General features: G+C 66.9%; 14 protein-coding genes. 6 read left to right on the top strand and 8 right to left on the bottom strand.

Annotated elements, in window-relative coordinates; genetic code table 11:
- Positions 1 to 180: 180 nt before the first annotated feature.
- The 8 genes from tssH to ACFOLC_RS15570 all read right to left on the bottom strand — a co-directional run bounded on the left by tssH (position 181) and on the right by ACFOLC_RS15570 (position 10,124).
- A complete protein-coding gene (gene tssH, locus ACFOLC_RS15605) occupies positions 181 to 2,955 on the bottom strand; it encodes a type VI secretion system ATPase TssH (RefSeq protein WP_386760189.1) in 2,775 nt (924 codons plus the stop codon).
- A 54-nt stretch (positions 2,956 to 3,009) separates the two neighbouring features.
- On the bottom strand, positions 3,010 to 4,098 hold the full coding sequence (gene tssG, locus ACFOLC_RS15600) for a type VI secretion system baseplate subunit TssG (protein WP_386760188.1): 1,089 nt from the start codon (positions 4,096 to 4,098) through the stop codon (positions 3,010 to 3,012).
- On the bottom strand, positions 4,062 to 5,897 hold the full coding sequence (tssF, locus tag ACFOLC_RS15595; RefSeq protein ID WP_386760187.1) for a type VI secretion system baseplate subunit TssF: 1,836 nt from the start codon (positions 5,895 to 5,897) through the stop codon (positions 4,062 to 4,064). Before tssF ends, tssG begins: the two co-directional genes overlap by 37 nt.
- A gap of 12 nt (positions 5,898 to 5,909) precedes the next feature.
- Positions 5,910 to 6,401, bottom strand: a complete 492-nt coding sequence (gene tssE, locus ACFOLC_RS15590; RefSeq protein WP_386760186.1) for a type VI secretion system baseplate subunit TssE — start codon at positions 6,399 to 6,401, stop codon at positions 5,910 to 5,912.
- A 256-nt stretch (positions 6,402 to 6,657) separates the two neighbouring features.
- On the bottom strand, positions 6,658 to 7,185 hold the full coding sequence (locus ACFOLC_RS15585) for an Hcp family type VI secretion system effector (RefSeq protein WP_386760185.1): 528 nt from the start codon (positions 7,183 to 7,185) through the stop codon (positions 6,658 to 6,660).
- Between the two features lie 279 nt (positions 7,186 to 7,464).
- Positions 7,465 to 8,955, bottom strand: a complete 1,491-nt coding sequence (gene tssC / locus ACFOLC_RS15580) for a type VI secretion system contractile sheath large subunit (RefSeq protein WP_386760184.1) — start codon at positions 8,953 to 8,955, stop codon at positions 7,465 to 7,467.
- Positions 8,952 to 9,458 carry a type VI secretion system contractile sheath small subunit gene (tssB, locus tag ACFOLC_RS15575; protein WP_386760183.1) on the bottom strand — a complete coding sequence of 169 codons (507 nt, stop codon included), beginning with the start codon at positions 9,456 to 9,458 and terminating at the stop codon, positions 8,952 to 8,954. Before tssB ends, tssC begins: the two co-directional genes overlap by 4 nt.
- Positions 9,459 to 9,518: 60 nt before the next feature.
- Positions 9,519 to 10,124: a tetratricopeptide repeat protein gene (locus tag ACFOLC_RS15570; RefSeq protein ID WP_386760182.1), complete on the bottom strand. Its 606-nt coding sequence runs from the start codon at positions 10,122 to 10,124 to the stop codon at positions 9,519 to 9,521.
- A gap of 225 nt (positions 10,125 to 10,349) precedes the next feature.
- Between ACFOLC_RS15570 and tssJ the strand changes: the two genes are divergently transcribed.
- From tssJ to ACFOLC_RS15540, 6 genes are all read left to right on the top strand, one after another.
- The gene (gene tssJ / locus ACFOLC_RS15565; protein WP_386760181.1) at positions 10,350 to 10,991 is read left to right on the top strand and encodes a type VI secretion system lipoprotein TssJ; all 642 of its coding nucleotides are present in this window, start codon (positions 10,350 to 10,352) and stop codon (positions 10,989 to 10,991) included.
- A 162-nt stretch (positions 10,992 to 11,153) separates the two neighbouring features.
- The gene (tssK, locus tag ACFOLC_RS15560) at positions 11,154 to 12,488 is read left to right on the top strand and encodes a type VI secretion system baseplate subunit TssK (RefSeq protein ID WP_386760180.1); all 1,335 of its coding nucleotides are present in this window, start codon (positions 11,154 to 11,156) and stop codon (positions 12,486 to 12,488) included.
- A gap of 16 nt (positions 12,489 to 12,504) precedes the next feature.
- A complete protein-coding gene (gene icmH / locus ACFOLC_RS15555) occupies positions 12,505 to 13,293 on the top strand; it encodes a type IVB secretion system protein IcmH/DotU (protein ID WP_386760179.1) in 789 nt (262 codons plus the stop codon).
- Positions 13,294 to 13,435: 142 nt separating this feature from the next.
- Positions 13,436 to 16,762: a type VI secretion system Vgr family protein gene (locus ACFOLC_RS15550; protein WP_386760178.1), complete on the top strand. Its 3,327-nt coding sequence runs from the start codon at positions 13,436 to 13,438 to the stop codon at positions 16,760 to 16,762.
- 11 nt (positions 16,763 to 16,773) lie between these two features.
- Positions 16,774 to 19,026 carry a hypothetical protein gene (locus ACFOLC_RS15545; RefSeq protein WP_386760177.1) on the top strand — a complete coding sequence of 751 codons (2,253 nt, stop codon included), beginning with the start codon at positions 16,774 to 16,776 and terminating at the stop codon, positions 19,024 to 19,026.
- The gene (locus ACFOLC_RS15540) at positions 19,023 to 19,898 is read left to right on the top strand and encodes a hypothetical protein (RefSeq protein WP_386760176.1); all 876 of its coding nucleotides are present in this window, start codon (positions 19,023 to 19,025) and stop codon (positions 19,896 to 19,898) included. Before ACFOLC_RS15545 ends, ACFOLC_RS15540 begins: the two co-directional genes overlap by 4 nt.
- The last annotated feature ends 90 nt before the right edge of the window (positions 19,899 to 19,988 follow it).

Raw genomic sequence — 19,988 nt, 5'->3', positions numbered from 1 at the left:
CGCCTCCTTATCGTGCCTGCGGCCCGTGCGCGTGCGGCCCGATCGGCACCGCCGCGCCGCGCTCCTGCGCGGCCGTCTTCCCTTCGTGTCCGGAGCGGCACCGTGTACCGACCCGACCGCTCCCTGCCTGCGCGATCATACCGCCCTCCCGCCGCCGCCGTGACACCGCCGCGGCCGCCATCAGCTGATCTTGTACTTGAACGCGCCCTTCTTGTCGGCGCCAATCCGGATCTTCTCGATCGCCCCGCCCTCGGCCATTCGCGCCAGCACCGACTCGGCGATCTCCGGCAGCAGGGTGCCGTTGAGGATGTGGTCGACGTTGCGCGCGCCCGAGTCGACCTCGGTGCAGCGCGCCAGCACGCCTTCGACCAGGCTCTCGTCCCACTCGAACACGGCCTTGTGGTTGGCCTTGATGCGGTCGCGGATGCGGCGCAACTTGAGCGCGATGATCTGCGCGAGCACGTCGTCGGAGATCGGGTAGTACGGCACCACCTTGAGCCGGCCCAGGAAGGCCGGCTTGAACGACTTCATCAGCACCGGCCGCAACGCCTCGGCCAGCGCGTCGGCCGCGGGGATCTCTTCCGCGGGTTTGTTGAGCGCGACCTGCATGATCTGCGACGAGCCGATGTTGCTGGTCAGGATGATGAGCGTGTTGCGGAAGTCGATCTCGCGGCCTTCGGCGTCGTCCATCGTGCCCTTGTCGAACACCTGGAAGAACATCTCCAGCACGTCCGGGTGGGCCTTCTCGACCTCGTCCAGCAGCACCACCGAATACGGGTTGCGCCGCACCGCTTCGGTCAGCACGCCGCCCTCGCCGTAACCGACGTAGCCCGGCGGCGAGCCCTTGAGGCCGGACACGCTGTGCGCCTCCTGGTACTCGCTCATGTTGATGGTGATCAACTTGCGCTCGCCGCCGTAGAGGATGTCGGCCAGCGCCAGCGCGGTTTCGGTCTTGCCGACGCCGGACGGGCCGACGAACAGGAACACGCCGCGCGGCTTGTTGGGGTCCTCGAGCTTCGCCGAGGCGGTGCGCACGCGCTGCGCGACCGCATCGAGCGCGTGATCCTGCCCGATCACCCGCTCGCCCAGCATCGGGCTGAGGTTGCGCACGACGCGGATCTCGTCCTTGACCATGCGCCCCAGCGGCACGCCGGTCCACGCGCTGACGATCTCGGCGACGACGGTGCCGTCAACCTGCAACGGCACCATCGGGGTTTCACCCTGCAGCGCGCGCAACTCGGCAATCAAGGTCTGCAGCTCGACCTGGCGGGGGTCGACGGCCGCGGCCCGGACGGCCTTGCCTGGCTTGCCGGCCTTGGCTTTCGCCGCCTTGGTAACGACGGCCACATCGCCGTCGCTGTCGTCAGCCGGTGCTTCGACGGCGGGCGCGGCCGCAATGCCGGCCTCGAGCTGCGCGCGCAAGGTTTGCACCCGCTGCGCCAGCTCGCTCTCGGCGCGCAGGCGCGCCTCGTTGTCGGCCAGCACCTGCCGCGCCTGCGCCTGCTGCTCACGCAGCTCGGCCAGGCGCGCGTCGTGCACGGCGCCGCCGGCGCGTTCGCGGTCGAGCGCATTCAACTCGGCCTCGAGGCGGTCGAGGTGCTTGCAGGTGTCCTCGATGATCGCCGGCGTCGCGCTCTGCCCCAACGCGACCTTGGCGCAGGCGGTGTCGAGCACGCCGACCGCCTTGTCCGGCAGCTGGCGGCCGCTGATGTAGCGGTGCGACAGGCGCACGGCCTCGGTGATCGCCTCGTCGAGCACGCGGATGCCGAAGTGCTTCTCCATCAACGGCACGATGCCGCGCAGCATCGCCGCGGCGATGACCTCGCTGGGCTCCTCGACCTTGACCACCTGGAAGCGACGCGCCAGCGCCGCGTCCTTCTCGAAGTACTTCTTGTACTCGCTCCAGGTGGTCGCCGCGATCGTGCGCAGCTCGCCGCGCGCGAGCGCCGGCTTGAGCAGGTTGGCGGCGTCGCTCTGGCCGGCCTGGCCGCCGGCGCCGATCATGGTGTGCGCCTCGTCGATGAACAGGATGATCGGGTGCGGACTCTTCTTGACCTCGTCGATCACGTTCTTGAGGCGGTTCTCGAACTCGCCCTTGACGCTGGCGCCGGCCTGCAGCAACCCCATGTCGAGGGTGTGCAGCTCCACGCCCTGCAGCACCTGCGGCACGTCGCCGGCGGCGATGCGCAACGCAAGTCCTTCGACCACCGCGGTCTTGCCGACGCCGGCCTCGCCGGTGAGGATCGGGTTGTTCTGCCGGCGCCGCAGCAGGATGTCGACGACCTGGCGGATCTCGGACTCGCGGCCGATCACCGGGTCGAGGTGGCCGTCGCGCGCGCGCTGGGTGAGGTTGGTGGTGAACTGGTCGAGCGCCGGCGTCTTCGACAGGCCGCTGCGGGCGGCGTCGGCCGCGGTCACGGCATCGCCGCCTGCGTCCGCGGCATCGGCCTGGGCGTCGGCGAAGCGCACGCCATCGCCGGCCTCCTGCGAGCCGGCGGTGAGCTTGGCGAAGTCGTGCTTGAGCGCGTCCTTCTTGATCTGGGCGAACTTGGCCGAACCGCGGTAGGCCAGCTGCGCCAGGTCCGGCTCGGTCAGCAACGCCAGCAGCAGGTGACCGCTGCGGATGCGCGAGGTCTGCGAGTCGAGCGATGCGATCAACCAGGCGTGCTCGAACAGCGTCGGCAGGTGCGGCGAGAACACCGGCGTGCGCGTGTTGCCGTTGCGGAAGCGGGCGATCTCGCCCTCCAGATCGCGCTGCAGCGACTCCAGGGTGATGCCGCTGCGCTGCGCGATCAGGGCGAAATCGCACTGCGGCTGCTCGAGCAGGGCCAGGAACAGATGCTCGAGGTCGACCTCGTAGTTGCCGCGCGCCATGCACAGGTTGGCGGCGCGCTCGGCCGCCAGCCGGCAGGTGTCGTCGAGCTTTCCGATCAGCGTTTTCAGGTTGATGCTCATGCGATGCAGTCCATGCGAGTGCGTAGCGGTGAATGGGGTTATTGCAGGGTACGGCTACTGCAAAGTGTGGATACCGTAGCGCGTGTCCGAGCGCGGCTGCGTCGACGGTTTCGAGCAGACGTAGCTGTCCCAGCCCAGGCGCGCGCCGCCGCCGTCGCCCATGCGCACGCCGCGCACGTGCTCGGGCTTCAGGGTCAGGCGGATCTCGTACTCGAGGCAGGCGCCGGTCAGCAGGGTCAGCCACTTGGCCAGCGCCAGCGCGGCGCTGCCACCGGGCAGCAGGCTGTCGAAATGCTCGCGATCGAGCGGCCCGAACCACAGGCGCAGGCGCAGGTCGCGCTGCCACACGCGCTCGCCGGCCAGCGCGGTCGCGCCGAGCTGGGCGTTGCCGATGCCCAGGCGCGTGCGCTGCTGCGCCGGCACCGGGTACCAGGCACCGACGAACTGCTCGACCCGCACCGCCACGCCGAAGTAATCCGACAGGATGCGCTGCAGGAACGCCGCCGACACCGGGTGCTGGCGGATGCCGCCGGCGTAATGGGCGATGGCCTGGTCGAACACGTCGCCATCGCCGTCGACCATGCGGTCGCGCAATGCCGGCAGGCCGACCCCGGCCAGCGACAGCACCAGCGGCAGGAAGCGCTCGCGGCGATCGAGTTCGTACTGCAGGGCCAGGCGATGCTTCTTCCACGCCGCGTAATGCAGGGCGACGGCGCGATTGGTGAACACATCGAGGAACGCGCGCGCGGCGCGGTCGCGCTGGTAGATCTCGCGATGGGTGATCAGCTCGGTGTAGTGCAGCGGCAAGGCGCCGGCGGTGCCGAGCAGGCCGGTGAAGGCCGGCGTCAGGTGCACCTCGCCCAGCGTCTCCATCGTCAGCGCGTGCTCGACCGCGGCCTCGCGGTCGAGCAGCTCGCCGTCGGCGGTGTAGGCCTGCGCACCCTCGATCTCGCTGGCGGGGAAGCCCAGCGAAAGCGAGTTGCGGAAACGCAGTCGCTGCGGCACCACGTCGGCGCCGCGCACGCCCTGGCGCGCGAACAGCTTCTCGAGGATCCGCAGCGCCTGGAAAAACTGGAAGCGATGCGGTTCGGCGAGCAGCTGCTGGGCTACACCAGGATCGATTCGCCGCTTCGCGCTGGGCATTGGATCAGTACCTCGCCGCTGTGGCTCGACCGCAGCGTGAGCTGGGTGAAGCTGTTGGCGTGGACATACAGGCCGAAGAAATGGTCGAGCACGCGCGCGAACGCGGCGATGCCGGTGCCGACGAAGTTCTGCTCATCGATGCTCAGGCGGATCTCGATGCCGCGCACCACGCTGGCGAAATGCTTGCCCGGCAACCAGGCCGTGGTCGGGTGGTGCTCCAGGCCGACGATGCCGTCAATCTGACGGCCAGACACCGCGGTGCGCGCGAGGTCGTACAGGCGCAGCATCTCCTTCAAGGCCGGCAGCCCGCTCTGGGTGAGCGAGAGGTGGTTCAACGACAGGTGCGAGATCAACCGCCAGTGCGCACCGCGGCCGCGGTCGAAGCGCAACGGCCGGCTCGGCTTGCGCAACAGCGCGATCGTGCGCGCCGGCCCGCCGCCTTCCATGGTCAGGTCGCCGCCCTGCACGCCGTAGGCGAGGTGGCTGGGCAGGTCGCGGTTGCTGCAGGTCAGCTCCAGGCTGATCACGTCGGTCTGCGGCAGCACCGGGTTGAAATCGAGATCGACGAACGACAGCTCGGTCTCGAAACCGGGGCTGTGGCGGGCGATGTCCTCGTCGCGGTGCGCCAGCCAGTAATGGCCGGTGTTGTCCGGGCTCTCACCGTGATGCAGCGAATAGAACGGGCGGAACTCGGTGATCTTCTCGCCTTGCGGCGTCTGCCGCACGCGCTTGACCGAGTCGATCGAGTGCACCTCGTAGGCGAAGGCGCGCCGGGCGTCGGCAATCACCGGGTACGCCGCGGTGCGATGGGTCACGCGGATCGGCTCGCCGTGCTGGGCGAACAGGTTGACCACCGGCGTGCAGCCGAGCAGGACGTTGTCGGGCCCCATCGTCTCGAGCACGCGCGCGGTGGCCGAATCCGGCGGCAGGCTGCCGAGCACCAGATGCAGGGTGAAGGCATTGCCGGCCTGGCCGCGCAGCGCGCGCAGGTCCAGGTCGAAGAAGCCGAATTTTTCCGGGAACGCGAACAACTCGGTCAGCAGCCGGTAGGCCGGGTGCGAGCGCTGCGGGAAATCGATCAACGACTCGTCGTCAGCGAAGCCGGTCTGCTGCAGCGGCACCTTCGGCAAGGCGAACCAGCGGCCGCTGCCGCGCGGCTCCAGGTAGGCCGCGCGCACGTTCAGGGCGAGCGTGTCGCGCAAGGCCGCGCAGAACGACGGTTCGCCCTCGGTGAACAGGCGCAGCGTGTCGAGGCCGAGCTTGGCGAGCGCGGGCTGGTCGCCGAGCAGCTCGAAGGTCAGCGCGATCTCGCCGCCGCTGCCGGCCGGCAGGCTCACCGTCATCGGCGCATCGGCAATCGCCTTGAACGCGGCGCTGGCAAGCCGGATCGGCGCCAGGGTGACATCGTAGCTGCTGCGCAGCTTGCAGCTGACGCCACGCACCGAGCGCGTGTGCAGCAGCGTGCCGCGCGGGATCGTCACCGGCGCGCTGAGCTTGGCCAGCGCCGGGCCGGCGTCGAAGCGCGCGATCGAGCACGACGGGAAGCTGCGCAGGTAGTGCGGGTACAGCACCTCCAGCAGCGCCTCGGTGAACTCGGGGTAGTCGTCCTCGATCTTCTTCGACGTGCGCGCCGACAGCAGCGCGAACGATTCGATCAGGCGCTCGACATGCGGGTCCTGGCTGCCGTCGCCGGACAGCAGCAGGCGCCCGGCGATCTTCGGGTAGCGCTCGGCGAATTCGCGGCCGTAGCGCCGCAGGTAGGCCAGCTCGCGCTCGTAATAGGGCAGCAGGTCTTCCATCAGGCCGCCCCGTTATGCCGCCGCGACGCGCCGCAAGCGGCTGACCGAATACTGCAGCGTGCTCGGCTGCAGCAGTGCATCGAAGCTGATCGGCTCGCGCGCCGGCTGCACGTCAAGCAGCGCGTGGATGGAGAAATGCAGGCCGCCGACCGCGTTGCGCGCGTTTGCTTCCAGGGTCACGCGCACGTTGTGCAGGCGCGGCTCGTGGCGCGCGACCGACTGCTCCAGCGAGCGGCAGATCGCGGCGCGGTCGTAGGCGTTGGCCAGGCTCATCGTCGAGAAATCGCGCAACCCGTAGGTCATCAGCGATTTCTGGCAATTGGGGTAGGTCTTGAGGTCGTCTTCGGCGAACGCGGCACGGCTGTTGAGCAGCCCTTCGAGATCGCGCGCCACCGACTCCTTGTACTGCTCGAGCGAGATCGACTTGAAGATGCCACTGGCCGCCGTGGCCTTGGGCTCGTCGTCGAACAGTTTCTCCAGCAGGCTCGGTTCGAATCCTTTCATGCATCCATTCCGCGTGGGCGAAGTAGCACGCTAGCAACCACCGCCTGCGCACCGGGTGCGCCACGGGCAAAGCCTGCGGCAGCACGGACCCGGCGCGCTGCATTCCCCTGCGTGATCACGTGCATTACCGCGATGGATGATCGGCGAAGCGGGACGACAACGGCACAAAAACTTCGCGGACGCTGCGGGCGCGACCTGCGCGCCCGGAGCTCCGTGGCATGGAGGGCGGTCGCAACCGCCACTCCATGGGTTTGCCTTAGACCGCGAAGGTCGGCTTGCCGAGGGTCGGGCTGGCCTGCATGACCACCTTGCCACCGGCGCCGCCACCCGGGTTCTGGGCGCTGTAGGTTTGCTTGATCGCGCCGAACGAGAGTTCGACTTCCTCTTCCAGCATGCCTTCGTCGCTGACACGGGTGGTGACCTTGCTGACGACCACGTTCAGCAGGTTGATCACCCAGTAGTCGATTTCCTTGTTGTCACCGTCGGCACGGGTGAACACGATCTCGCCCTTGCCCAGGGTCGAACCGTTGAAGGAAGTCTGGAACAACGGGCCGCTGGCGATGTCGATCGCCTTGACGAACTTGATCGTCGACCACTCGGCACGGGCGGCGGTGTGGCCACCAGAGTTGGAAGCCGTGGCCGAACGCGGCTGGGTCAGGCTCAGCTCGTAGTCACGGATTTCGATCTTGTCCTTGTGGCGCTCGATGCGCGACTCGCCCTTGATGGTGTCGAGGGAGAGGAAAGCGCTGGGCTTTTGACGCTGAATTTCAATCTGGGTTGCCATAAATAATTCCTTATCGTCCTTGTGACATGGTTGAGTGTCGGGTGCGTCGATATAGCGAAATACAGCCAAGTACCGTCAGTGGAACGTCGGGCTTGCGCCCAATGGAGGTGACGCCTGACGAAGCCCATCCGGGGCCCCAGTCCGGCGTTCCGGCACGATCATCGGGTGACCGTGCCGGCCCTCGCCGACCGCGCGCAATGCGTGCGGTCGTAGTACGAACCGTCCGTGGTTCGCGAAGCCGCCGACTCCTTCGGCGGTTTCTTCCATGCGGCGCTGGCCTTATTTCTTGGCCGACGCCGGCAACTCCGCGACCAGGCGCAGCGACACCGACAGCTCGTCGAGCTGGAAGTGCGGGCGCAGGAACGCGACGGCGCGGTAGACACCGGGGCGACCCGGCACTTCCGACACCTGGATCGAGGCCTCGCGCAGCGGGTGCTGGGCCTTGGCCTCCTGGGTGGCGTTGTCGTCGAGCAGCACGTACTGCGCGATCCAACGGTTGAGGAAGTCCTCGACATTGCCCGCCGAGGCGAAGCTGCCGATCTTCTCGCGCATCATCGCCTTGAGGTAATGGGCGATGCGCGAGACCGCGAAGATGTACTGCAGCTGCGCCGACAGGATCGCGTTGGCGTTGGCCGCATCGGTGTTGTACTTCTTGGCCTTCTGCGCCGACTGGGCGCCGAAGAACGCGGCGTAGTCGGTGTTCTTGCAATGCACCAGCGGGATGAAGCCGAGGTCGGACAGTTCCTTCTCGCGACGGTCGGTGATCGCGATCTCGGTCGGGCACTTGAGTGCGATCTCGCCGTCATCGGTGCGGAAGGTGTGCGTCGGCAGGTCCTCGACCAGGCCGCCACCCTCGACGCCACGGATCGCCGCGCACCATCCGAAGTCCTCGAAAGCCTTGGTCAGGCGCGCGCCGAAGGCATAAGCGGTGTTGCACCACAGGTACTTGCTGTGGTCGGCGCCGTCGACGTCCTCGACGAAGTTGAAGCCTTCGACCGTGGTGCCGTCCTTGGGGTTGTACGGCAGGCGACCAAGGAAGCGCGGCAGGGTCAGGCCGACGTAGCGGCTGTCCTCGCCGTCGCGGAACGACTTCCACTTGGCGTATTCGATGGTGTCGAAGATCTTGGCCAGGTCGCGCGGCTTGCCCAGGTCGGTGAAGCTTTCCAGGCCGAACATGTCCTCCGACGCGGCCGAGATGAACGGCGCATGGGCGGCGGCGGCCACGTGCGACATCTGCTCGATGAAGTACATGTCCTCGGGCTGGCGGCCGATCTGGTAGTCGCCGATCAGGGTGCCGAACGGCGAACCGCCGAAGGTGCCGAACTCTTCCTCGTAGACCTTCTTGAACAACGCGCTCTGATCGAAGTCGATCGCCGACTTGAAGTCGCGGACCAGGTCCTTCTTCGGTGCATTGAGCACCTTGATCTTCATCATCGGACCGGTCGAGGTCTGCTGGCACAGGTAGTGCAGGCCACGCCAGGTGCTCTCGAGCTGCTGGAACTCGGCCGCGTGCATGATCGCGGTGAGCTGGTCGGAAATCAGCCGATCAAGTTCAGCGACGCGCGCATCGAGGGTCAGGTTGAGGTTGTCCGACACCACCACGGTACCTTCCAGCACCTCGCGGGCGAGCTCGGAGATGATGTCCTTGGCGCGCTGGTGCTCGGCATCGGACTTGGCGACCTTGCTCTGGGCGATGATCTGGTCGAGCAGGCCGACCTCGGTCGCGCCGCCGGCCGCCTGGGTTGCGGCTGCCCCCTGGGTTGCGTTCATGCCGACTCCTGGCCGTTATGGCCGAGTTTCTTCAGCTGCTCGGTGTTGTTCAACACGTCATTGAGCAGGTCTTCGAGCTTCTCGTTGCCGGCCAGCTTGTTGCGCAGGTCGGCGAGCTTGGAGCGCGCTTCCAGCAGCTTGCGCAGCGGCTCGACCTGTTCGACCACGGCCTCCGGGCGGAAGTCGTCGATCGACTTGAACTTGAGCTCGACCGCGAACTCGCCACCCTGGTCGCTGATCTTGTTCGGCACGCGGTAAACCGCGCGCGGGGTCATGCCTTCCATGACTTCGTCGAAGTTGTCCATGTCGACGTTGACGAACTTGCGGTCCTTGATCCTGGCCAGCGGCTCTTCCGGCTTGCCGCTGAAGTCGCCGAGCACGCCGACCACGAACGGCACTTCCTTCTGCTCGATGGCGTCGCCTTTCTCGACGTCATAGGTCAACTGCACCCGCGGCGGGCGAATCTTCTGCAGGCGCTTCTGGATGCTTTCCTTCTTGGACATCACTCGTCTCCCTGACGAATACAGATGGCGGTCACCGGCGCGGTGGCCGCCGCAAAGCGGTCAATCGAACGGATTGCTGGAGGTGGTCGGTGCCGGCTGCGCGGCCGGCGCGGTGGCGGTCGGCGCCGTCGACGGCGTCGGGCGCTGACGCGGGCGCGGTTTGGCCTTGGGCTTGGGCTTGGCATCCTCGCCGACGACGAAGTCGTTGCCCATGGTCGCGATCATGGTCGTGCGCAGCTGCTCGGCTTCGCGGCGGGCGGTATCGGAGGCCAGCGCGCCATTGCCCTGCAGGCGCTTGAGCGACTGCGAGGCCACGCGCAGGCCGCTGACGGTCAGCACGCTGTCGGCAACCTTGTCGGTGGGATCGCGCTTGAGCACTTCCTCGGCGGCAACGATGGCGCGGCCGTAGTTACCGGCATCGAACTGCAACTGGGCGCTGCGCACCCACGGCTCCTTGCGGGTCGGGTCGGCCTTGGCCGCCTCGTTGAAGCCGGCCAGCGCCGATTCCAGCCGGCCGGCACTGACCTCGGCCTCGGCCGTGCCCATCAGCTGGGTGTAGTCACCGGCTTTCTTCTTGCTCCCGCCAGTGGAGGCGCAGGCGGCCAAGCCGAGCACCAGGACAGACACGACCAGGCTGCGGCAGACAGAAGACAGGGGGGATTTCATACGGTGTCACTCTCCTTGTGAGCGCGCACGGTGCCAGTGCGACGGACTCCTAGAATAACGGTCACATGATGACGCTTGCGGGCACCTGGGCTGGGTATAGTAGCCTTTATCGCCGTCGTCAAGATGACACGGCGCGACACCTGTCCTTACGCTAGCCTGCCCGACCGCGGGCGCAGATGACAACCCGGCGGACCGTTGGGCCTCACTTTAATGGAGCAAAGCACTATGGACAGTCTGCCGGCCCGCGCCTGCCCCCCTCCCGCCCGGCGCGGCCTCGCCCTGGCCCTGCTCGCCAGCCTGGTTCTGGCCGGCAGCGGCTGCGCCAGCTCCGGCGGGGTCGGCAAGGCGGTCGGCAAGGCCCTGGAGACGGTCGGCCTGAAGGCGCCCGCGCCGCCCGCGCCGCCGCAGGAGCACTCGGTGCCGCTGCGCCTGTACGCGGCCGACAACCTCAACGCCGGCGGTGAGAAACGCCCACTGGCGCTGGTGGTGCGGGTCTACCAGCTGCGCGCGATCCAGCGTTTCGAGCAGGCGCCGTTCGATGCCTTTCTCGACGAGAAGGCCGAAGCCGCCGCGCTCGGCACCGATCTGGTCAGCGCCAGCGAGATCCTGCTGACTCCGGGCCAGCGCCACGAGGTGATCGAGAAGGTCGCCGCCGAAGCCAGCCACCTCGGCATCGTCGCGCTGTTCCGGGCGCCGACCACGAGCCGCTGGCGCTTCGCCTTCGACAGCCGCAAGGCGGTCAAGGACGGCATCACCGTCGGCCTGCACGCCTGCGCCATGACCACCACCAGCACGGCCCTGGAAACCCCGCTCGCCAGCGAGTCGCACTCGCTGTCTTCGGTGAACTGTGCGCCCGGTAAGCGCTGAAACGGCGGGCGACCGCCAGGTTGTAGTACGCTCGTTTCGTGATCGGTGGCCGGCCGTGTGGGATGCGGCCGGAGCCAAAGCCCCCGCCTTCGGGCGGCCCGGCGATCCACGGAGCGCCACCGACGAAAGTCAAAGGATTGCAGCGAGGCAGTTGTGAGTCGGATGTCGAAGGTTTTCTGGGGCGAGGGCCTGTTCCTGCGCCCCCAGCATTTTCAGAGGCAGGACGCCTACCACGAGGCGCGACTGCAGGACTTTGCCGCGGCCGTGCACCCGTATGCCTGGGGCGTGCGACAGGCGCGCTTCGACCTGCAGAGCCTGGCCAGTGGCACCCTGCGTGCGCAGCAGCTGTCGGCGATCTTCCCCGACGGCGAGCTCTATGCCGCCCCCGGCGACGACGAGCTGCCCGAGGCGCTGTCGTTGACCGAGCTGCCGGCGGGCGTGCAATCGACCACGATCCACCTGGCGCTGCCGCTGCTCAGGGATTACGGCGGCAACTGCGGCGAGGCCGACGGCAATGCCGCGACCCGCTTCGTCCAGACCAACCGGCCGACCCCGGACCTGTACACCGACGCCGGCGAGGCCGAGCTGTCGTACCTGCGCAAGTCGGTGCGCCTGCTCACCGACGACGAGCCGCGCGACCCGTTCGTGACCGTGCCGGTCGCGCGCGTGCGCCGCACCGCCACCGGCGGTTTCGAGTTCGACGAGGCCTTCGTCCCGCCGAGCCTGAACCTGGCCGCCTCGCCGACCCTGCACGTGCAGCTGCGGCGCCTGCTCGATGCACTGCAGGCCAAGACCGATGCGCTGTACGGCCTGCACCGCGAGCCCTCGCAGCACATCATCGAATTCCGCTCCGGCGACATCGCCTCGTTCTGGCTGCTGCACACCGCCAACTCGGCATTTGCCGCGCTCTCGCACCTGTTCCGCCACCCCGGCCTGCACCCCGAGCGCCTGCACCAGGAGTTGTCCCGCCTCGCCGGCTCGCTGCTGACCTTCTCCAAGATCTACAGCCTGGCAGACCTGCCGACCTACACCCACGCCCAACCCGAAGCCGGCTTCGAGCGCCTGTTCGCGATGATCCGCGAGCTGCTCGACACAGTGATCTCGGCGCGCTACTTCCAGATCGCATTGACGGAAGTGAAGCCCTCGTTCCACCTCGGCCGCCTCGACTCGCAGCGCATCGACGAGAAGTCGGCGTTCTACCTCGGCGTGGCCGCCGACGTGCCGGGACCGGAGCTGGTGCAGTCGGTGCCGGTGCGCTTCAAGGTCGGCGCCCCCGACGACGTCGAGAAGTGCGTGCTGTCGGCGCTGCCGGGCGTCAAGCTCACCCACGCCGCGCAGGTGCCGGCCGCGATCCCGGTGCGACCGGGCAGCTATTACTTCGCGATCGAACCACGCGGCCCGCTGTACGAGCGCATGCTCAAGTCGCAGTCGCTGATGATCTACGTGCCGGCCGGCGTGCGCGAGCTCAAGCTCGAACTGATCGCCCTGACCCCATGACGCAGGCAAGGACGCCATGAACTACCCGCAACCTCCGGTCCCGCAAGGCATGCCGTCGCTGTCACCGGCACTGGCCAATCCCACACCCGGCGCCGGCGCGACGCCGCGCAGCCTGCTCGATCTGATGTCGGACGGCTTCTACCTGCTGATGCTGCTCAAGCGCGGCCAGCTTCCGGCCAGCGAAGGCCCGTTCGTCGAGTCGATCCAGCGTTTCCTCGAGAACGTCGAGCGCGGCGCGGTCAAGCTCGGCATCGCTGCCGAGGACATCTACGCCGCCAAGTACGCGTTCTGCGCCGCGGTCGACGAGGCCATCCTGTCGCAGCCGTCCTCGCTGCGCGAGGAGTGGGAGCGCAACCCGCTGCAGCTGCGCCTGTTCGGCGAACACCTGGCCGGCGAGCACTTCTTCGACCGCCTCGAACAACTGCGCGCGCAGGGCGCGCCGCGGCTGCCGTCGCTGGAGGTCTACCACTACTGCCTGCTGCTCGGCTTCGAGGGCAAGTACCGGCTGGAAGGGCCGGAAAAACTCGGCTACCTGACCGCACGCCTCGGCGACGAGATCGCTTACCTCAAGGGCCGGCGCGCCGGTTTCGCCCCGCACTGGGCGCCGCCGGACAAGATCGCCCACGCCCTGCGCCGGGTGGTGCCGCTGTGGGCACCGGCCGCGGCGATGGCGGCGGTCGGCGTGGTCGGCTTCCTCGGCCTGCATGCGCTGCTCGACCGCAGCACCGACCGGCAACTGGCCCGCCATCACGAGGTCGTGCAACTGCCGGCGCGCACCGCGCACTTGACCATCACCCTGCCCTGACCGGGCGATGAGCCTGCGATGGATATGGATATCCCGCCTCTTGCCGCTTCCGCCTACGGGTTAGGTCGACCGCGGTCGTTGCGCACGCCTCATGCACGCCCGGATGCGTGCATCACCGCCATGCTTCAAGGAGTGGTTCGCCATGGCTGATCCCTACAGTCCCTTCACCCTGGGCGATGCCGCCGCCAGCGCCGTCGCCGCCGATCCCGATCTGGCCGCGTTCGGCCCGACCAGCGCGCTTGCCGACGAGTTGCTGCGCATGGCCCGCGGCGGCGGCGACACCAGCGCGCTAGCCGACGAGCTGATCGCGATGGCGCGCACCACGCTGCCCGAGGTGTCGCGCGCCAGCGAGGTCGCGCAGGTGATGGAGGCGGCGATCACCACCGAAGACCTGCTCGGCAAGCTGGCCACGGTCGCGCCGATGGCCGCCGGGGTGCTGCAGGCGTTGCATCGCGGCGCCGATGGCGCGGACGTGGCGGCGCAACTCGCGCCCAGCGCGCTCGCCGCGATGGGCCAGGGCGGGACACTGCCGGCGTCGCTCAGCGCGGTCGCCGCGCCGGCCGTCTCTGCCATCGCAGGCAGCACGGCCCTGGGCGCCACGTGGGCCGGGCCCGCGGCTACGGCAACCGCCACGGACGCCGTGACTGGCGCTGCGGGTGATCTCGGCCTCGCGGGCACGGCCGTGCCGACCTCGTTGTCGGACTTCGCGACGGGCAAGCTCAACGCCGCCGCCGGCGTCCCCGACCTGGGCACATCCTTCGGCGCGGGTTTCGCCGACACGCCGGGCACGGATTCGCTGGCCGGCTCGATCCACGGCCAGCCCACCGGCTTCGCATCGGCCGCACAAGGACGCACTCCGGATTTCACCGCCCCGCAACTGCGCGCGCCCATCCTGCGCGATGCGGCGCCGACGACGCTCTCGCGGGCCGCCAGCCAGTTGCTCGCCACGCTGTCCGGCCAGCCGCGGCTGCTCGAGATCGACACCGCCCTGCCCGGCGGGCCTCTATCCGACACGTTCCTGGTCGAACGCTTCGAAGGCTCTGAAGCGGTGTGCGCACCGTTCAAGTTCGAGATCGATTGCCTGTCGCTGTCGGCGTTTCTCGATACCCACGCCCTGCTCGGCCAGCCGATCGACCTGCGCCTGCGCCAGGCGGATGAAAGCCAGCGCCACTGGCACGGCCTGTGCACCGCGGTCGCGCCACTGGGCAGCGACGGCGGTTATGCGCGTTATCGGCTGACGATGGAGCCGTGGACGGCGCTGCTGGCGCTGCGCAGGAACGCGCTGATTTTCCAGGACCTCGACGTGCACGGCGTGCTCGAACGCGTGTTCGCCGACTACCCGCAGGCGGCGTGGCGTTTCGACGTCGCCCAGTCGTTGCCGAAGCGCGCGATCACCACCCAGTACCGCGAGAGCGACTGGGACTTCGTCGTGCGCCTGCTCGCCGAGGCCGGCCTGGCCTGGCGCTTCGAGCACGCGCAGGGCGAGGCGAGCGACGACGCCACGCACACGCTGGTGGTCTTCGATCGCCGCGCCGAGCCGCCTACGGCCACGCCGGCGTCGTTGCGCTTCCACCGCAACAACGCCACCGAATCGCTCGACGCGATCACCCACTTCACGCAGCAGCGCCAGGCCGTGCCCGACGCGGTCGCGACCGCCAGCTGGCAGGCCGAACAGGTCGAGGCGTTCTCGGCCAGCGCCGACGCCGCCCCGGCCGGCCCGCACCTGCCCCGGCGCGAGGTCTACACCGTGCCGCGCGCCGGCCGCTTCGCCCAGCGCGACCACGCCCAGCAAGCCGCCGAGTTGCACCTGGACGCGCTGCGCTTGCCGCAGCACCTGCACGCCGGCGCCGGCAGCGGCCGCGGCCTGCAGGCCGGCGCCGCCTTCACCCTGAGCCAGCACCCCGATCTCGACGGCCAGCGCTTCGTGCCGGTGGCGGTCGAGCACGTCGCCGCCAACAACCTCGGCACCGGCATCCTCGCCCTGCTCGATGACGCCGGCCTCGAACACGGCAGCTACCGCAACCGTTTCCTCGCCGTGCCGGCCGCCACCGCCCTCGTGCCATTGGCGCGGCCCAAGCCGCTCGCGCCCGGCGCGCAGACCGCGCGCGTGGTCGGTCTGCCCGACGCCGCCAACACCGCCAGCCGCGACCATCAGGTCCGCATCCAGTTCGCCTGGCAGCGCGGCACCGCGCCACACACCGGCGGCCTCGACGACGCCGGCTCCAGCAGCCACCCCGACGGCCACGCACCGGGCGACCACACCAGCGGCACCTGGGTGCGCGTGGCCGAGTGGCTGGCCGGCCCCAACTGGGGCAGCCACGCCCTGCCGCGCATCGGCGCCGAGGTGCTGGTCGAGTTCCTGCACGCCGACATCGACCAGCCGGTGGTCAGCGGTCAATTGTTCAACGGTGACGTTGCGCCACCGTTCGCGTTGAGCGACGCCAGCAACCACCTCGGTACGCTCTCGGGCCTGCACACGCAGTCGCTCGACGGCAGCGGCACCCAGCAATGGCTGGTCGACGACGCCCCCGGCCAGCTGCGCCAGCGCCTGCACACCAGCCTGGCCGACAGTCGACTCGAGCTGGGCTACCTGATCGACCACCACAACGGCCTGCGCGGCGCCCTGCGCGGCCAGGGCTTCGACCTGGCCACCCTGGGCTGGGCCAACCTGCAGGCCGGCCAGGGCGTGCTGCTCTCGGCCAGCGCCCGCGCCAACGCCGCCTCGACCCAGTTCGACGTCGCCGAGGCGGTGGTGCAACTGCGCGGCGCCGAGCAGACCGCGCAGGCGCTCAGCGACGCCGCCGGCCAGCACCGGGTCATGGCGCTGGCCGCCAATGCCGGGCAGACCGCGCTGATCGCCGCGCTCGATGTCGAACACGACGGCCGCTACACCGGCCCCGTCAACGGCCAGGCGGCGACCAAGCCGTCCGGCGGCTCACGCAACGGCGGAACCCCAGTCGAACGGTTCGCGCGGCCGCTGCTGTTCGTCGAATCCCCCGACCGCATCGCCGCCGCCACCGCGGCCAGCGCCCTCGCCTACGCCGGCGCGAACCTGCACCTGACCGTGCAGAACGACGCCCACCTCGTTGCCGGCCAGACCGTCGCCGCGGTCAGCGGCGGCCCCGCCGCGGTGTTCGCCCAACGCGGCCCGATCCGCACCATCGCCGCCCACGGCCCGGTCAGCCTGCAGGCCCACGCCGGCCCGCTGGAACTGCTGGCCGACCAGTCGGTCACCGTCACCGCCACCGACGAGCGCATCGACGTGCTGGCCCAGCAGAAGATCGTGCTGCAGGCCGGCCAAACCCAGGTCACCCTGGAAGGCGGCGACATCACCTTCGCCTGCCCGGGCGAGTTCACGGTCAAGGCGGCGCAGCAGCCGTTTCGGGGCGGCGCGAGTAATGCGGCCGACCTTTCACTGCTGCCGCAAGGCCAGGTTATGGCCAAACGCAAGTACCCGTTCTCCAGGTAAGGACACCTGACATGTTGATCAGCCCTCCCTTCCTGCCGCTACGTGGCGCGAATGAAGCCGACGAGGCCTTTTTGGCGCGTGCAATGCAAACCGCCGCTCATGGCGCCTATCCAGTCAGCCATGAGCTGGCCTGGCATGGCGGCATGCATCTCACGGCGCCAACTGAGAACAATCAGCGCCTGCCAGTACGAGCCATTGCCGACGGCACCGTCGTTTATGCTCGGCAACCAACCGCCAGACCCACCGACGCGGCCGCTATCGATGCCCATGCGCTGGGCTACAACGGCTGGACGGACGACGGCGTCATCGTCATCCGCCACGACAACGAGATCGGTGCGAATGCCCAAGGCCAAGGCACACAGGTGCGCTTCTTTTCGATCTACTTACACTTGAATTCGATAGCCCGTGGCGTCCAGGCGAATCAAGCAATCAATCGAAAAACGGAAATCGGGCGCGCCGGGATGTTCGAAGGCGAGGCCAATATGCTGCACTTTGAGATTGTCTGCGACGACGAAAATCTAGAACGTCTGATCGGTCGACGGACCGGGCTAGTAGCCACTGGGGCAGATGGACGCACCGATGCCGTGTTCGGCGAGATGTATTTCAGTCTTCCTGCTGACACTCCGGTCCACGCCACACGGCCACCTCAGCACCAACCCGTGTCGACAGGCGGCGCGCCACTAGGTGAGGCGTTGTTTGTCGGCATCCGCTATGGAGGCGGCAACGCGCAGGTCACCACCTATCGGACAGATGGAACCACGCTGGGTGCAGCCCTCCCGGAGAACAACGCCGAATACAATCTGTACGCCGCGGCCGGTGCCATCGTGCAGGCGTATCGCACCGCTCGTGCCGCCGTCGTGCCCGCCCACAGCGCGGTCTATGAATTGCTGCGCTTTGGGCGTGTGCTGGGCCCGGATGCGCTGAACCCGGCCGATACGCCCCACTGGCGACAAATCCGTACACCTGCGGGACAAGGCTGGGTCAACCTCAATGCCACAGGAGTGGCCAAGTTCAGCGATGCCGACGCCCCGCATTGGGCCGGCTGGCATTTGATGGATGATCACCAGGATGGTGACAGCCGTTGCAACGCCGATGCCATACGTCGCCTTCTGGACGAGAACGACGACGCCCTCATCACCCGCCAGGAAGCATCGAATCGCCTGCGCAATCCCGCCGTCCAGAATTTCCTGAAGAGGGTCATCTGCAAATTCCCGACCGAATGGCACCGGGGCAGTGTTGCCACCCGATGGAACTGGCTTACCCGCGAAACACCGGCCGGAGCCCAAGCTGGCCCGCTTCAACCGGCTTACATGACCCCGGCCGATTTCCCGGAATTCCAGCGCTACGTCGAAGCGCTCTGCTTCTGGGAGCAGGCCAATACCGGCCTGGACAGCAATCACTGGCATTTCCATCCGCGCGAGTTCATCGGATACATCAGACAATGCGGCTGGATATCCAGCGATGAACTTACAAGAATTTACCCACAGACACCGCAGGCTGTCAGGGCGCAGTATCTGCTCGCAGTCAATCAGGTGCTCCGCAAATACCTGTTCAACGGAAACAATGTCCGCACATCCCATTTTTTTGGGCAAGGCTCGATCGAATCAATGGGCCTAAGGCTTATGGTCGAAGGCTCCGTGAGTTATGCGCGAAATCCAAACCATCCTTCATTCCAGCCTGAGACAAACGGCTATTACGACGACCCAACTGATCTTTACGGCTACTTTCACAACTATGAAAGAGCTGGTAACGATCTAGGCAACGTCGATCGTAGTGTATTGCGAAATGCGCAGGGCGGAATTCTCCCAGTCGTTATAGGCCGCGATGCATCCAGAAGACCCGTCCTTACCTCGCCGGCCCGCTCCCAAGTTGATGCTGGTAGAAGTCAAGTTGGCGACGGAATGAAATTCAGAGGCCGCGGGTTCAAGCAGCTTACGGGCCGCGACAATTACTCAAAGTACTGGGTGTACCGCGGGTGGCTGAACCCTGGGTTAGATTTCGATGAAAACTGGTGGGCACGTGCAGGCAGGAGACCAGCTCCTATTCCAGATCCTCAGCGAATTAGCACCATTCCATATAACTGCATTGATTCCGGCGGGCAGTTCTGCGTTAAGAACGGAATCCCTCGTGCTGCAGATGGTGGAGTCAATAGAAACGCATCTGACGCTGTGAGTCGAATTATCAACCAATGGGACGCGCCATCGTTTGGTAGAAGATTCGCTGGCACTGAGTCTGCTTACCAAATTATTGGAGACACCCCGTGAAGGCAGTCTACATTTCCCTTGCACTTCTGGCATTGAGCGGGTGCTCCAACCACGCGGGCGCAAAGTATCGATTTATCGAATCTCAAGAGAATGTCGACAGCTCCATCTTCTTCTTCTCTAAAGACGCGCTCGTGAGCGATGGAGGATGCAGATTCTTCCACATCGATACGATGACGCACTCTAAAGACTGCGATCTTCCTGATACACCTCGATGGGTTACACCGGACCCTTCCGGCAACCTACTGTTCGTCACCTCTTCCCGGAATGAAGTCTCTACACCGAACAACAACGCCACCGACTCATTCCACTCGTATATTTTTGATGTAAACGGAAAGAAGGTGATCTTCAGTGAAAACAAGGCTCTCTATTCATCACCGATCGCAATCCATCCGAGCGGAAAGTTAATCGCGACAACTGAACTTTCCAACCCCGACAAGCCCGAAACAGCTTCGATCAAATTGTCGGATGACAAAAAACATAAAGTCTTCAGCACCGTGCCCGCCGGCAATGTCGCTGACCTACGCTTTAAGGGCAGCGAATTAATCATTGCAGAAATGTGGGATGGATCTCAGCTCACTCTCTGCGTCCGGGAGAGTCGCTTACAAGTTTGCGACGTTGCCGCCCCTGATCTGGGTACGCCTCATTTCCTGAGCAGCCCTGACGGACGATTCATCGTCACTCCTGAACAACAATCCATCACAGTTCGCGAGATCCGAAACGGCGGGCTCAGCCTCAAAATTCCACTTGATACAAGTCTTGAGACGGGCAGATTTGCCGCGTTTTCCTCTGATGGACATCGTTTAGTTATCAAGGGAAACCTGGATAACAACGGAACAAAATCATATGGCTTCGTTGTTGTCCAGTTGCGGTAATCCCCCCACTTTTAGCAGTCGCCAAAAGTGGAGCTAAGCGGCCATCGCCAGCTTCATCGCCGGGGTGATGCCGCCGAGCGCCATGTTGGG

It is taken from the genome of Lysobacter cavernae, from assembly GCF_042648505.1.
GTDB classification, from domain to species: Bacteria; Pseudomonadota; Gammaproteobacteria; order Xanthomonadales; family Xanthomonadaceae; genus Lysobacter_L; species Lysobacter_L cavernae.
The sequence above is the reverse complement of the archived record's forward strand: the minus strand, read 5'-3'. Positions and strand labels throughout refer to the sequence as shown.

Excerpts from the sequence above, each read along its gene's own strand:
- tssE (WP_386760186.1), bottom strand. The coding sequence starts at position 6,401 with ATGAAAGGATTCGAACCGAGCCTGCTGGAGAAACTGTTCGACGACGAG.
- tssJ (WP_386760181.1), top strand. The coding sequence starts at position 10,350 with ATGGACAGTCTGCCGGCCCGCGCCTGCCCCCCTCCCGCCCGGCGCGGC.
- ACFOLC_RS15550 (WP_386760178.1), top strand. The coding sequence starts at position 13,436 with ATGGCTGATCCCTACAGTCCCTTCACCCTGGGCGATGCCGCCGCCAGC.
- tssB (WP_386760183.1), bottom strand. The coding sequence starts at position 9,458 with ATGTCCAAGAAGGAAAGCATCCAGAAGCGCCTGCAGAAGATTCGCCCG.
- tssF (WP_386760187.1), bottom strand. The coding sequence starts at position 5,897 with ATGGAAGACCTGCTGCCCTATTACGAGCGCGAGCTGGCCTACCTGCGG.
- tssG (WP_386760188.1), bottom strand. The coding sequence starts at position 4,098 with ATGCCCAGCGCGAAGCGGCGAATCGATCCTGGTGTAGCCCAGCAGCTG.
- tssC (WP_386760184.1), bottom strand. The coding sequence starts at position 8,955 with ATGAACGCAACCCAGGGGGCAGCCGCAACCCAGGCGGCCGGCGGCGCG.
- ACFOLC_RS15545 (WP_386760177.1), top strand. The coding sequence starts at position 16,774 with ATGTTGATCAGCCCTCCCTTCCTGCCGCTACGTGGCGCGAATGAAGCC.
- ACFOLC_RS15570 (WP_386760182.1), bottom strand. The coding sequence starts at position 10,124 with ATGAAATCCCCCCTGTCTTCTGTCTGCCGCAGCCTGGTCGTGTCTGTC.
- icmH (WP_386760179.1), top strand. The coding sequence starts at position 12,505 with ATGAACTACCCGCAACCTCCGGTCCCGCAAGGCATGCCGTCGCTGTCA.
- ACFOLC_RS15585 (WP_386760185.1), bottom strand. The coding sequence starts at position 7,185 with ATGGCAACCCAGATTGAAATTCAGCGTCAAAAGCCCAGCGCTTTCCTC.
- tssK (WP_386760180.1), top strand. The coding sequence starts at position 11,154 with ATGTCGAAGGTTTTCTGGGGCGAGGGCCTGTTCCTGCGCCCCCAGCAT.
- tssH (WP_386760189.1), bottom strand. The coding sequence starts at position 2,955 with ATGAGCATCAACCTGAAAACGCTGATCGGAAAGCTCGACGACACCTGC.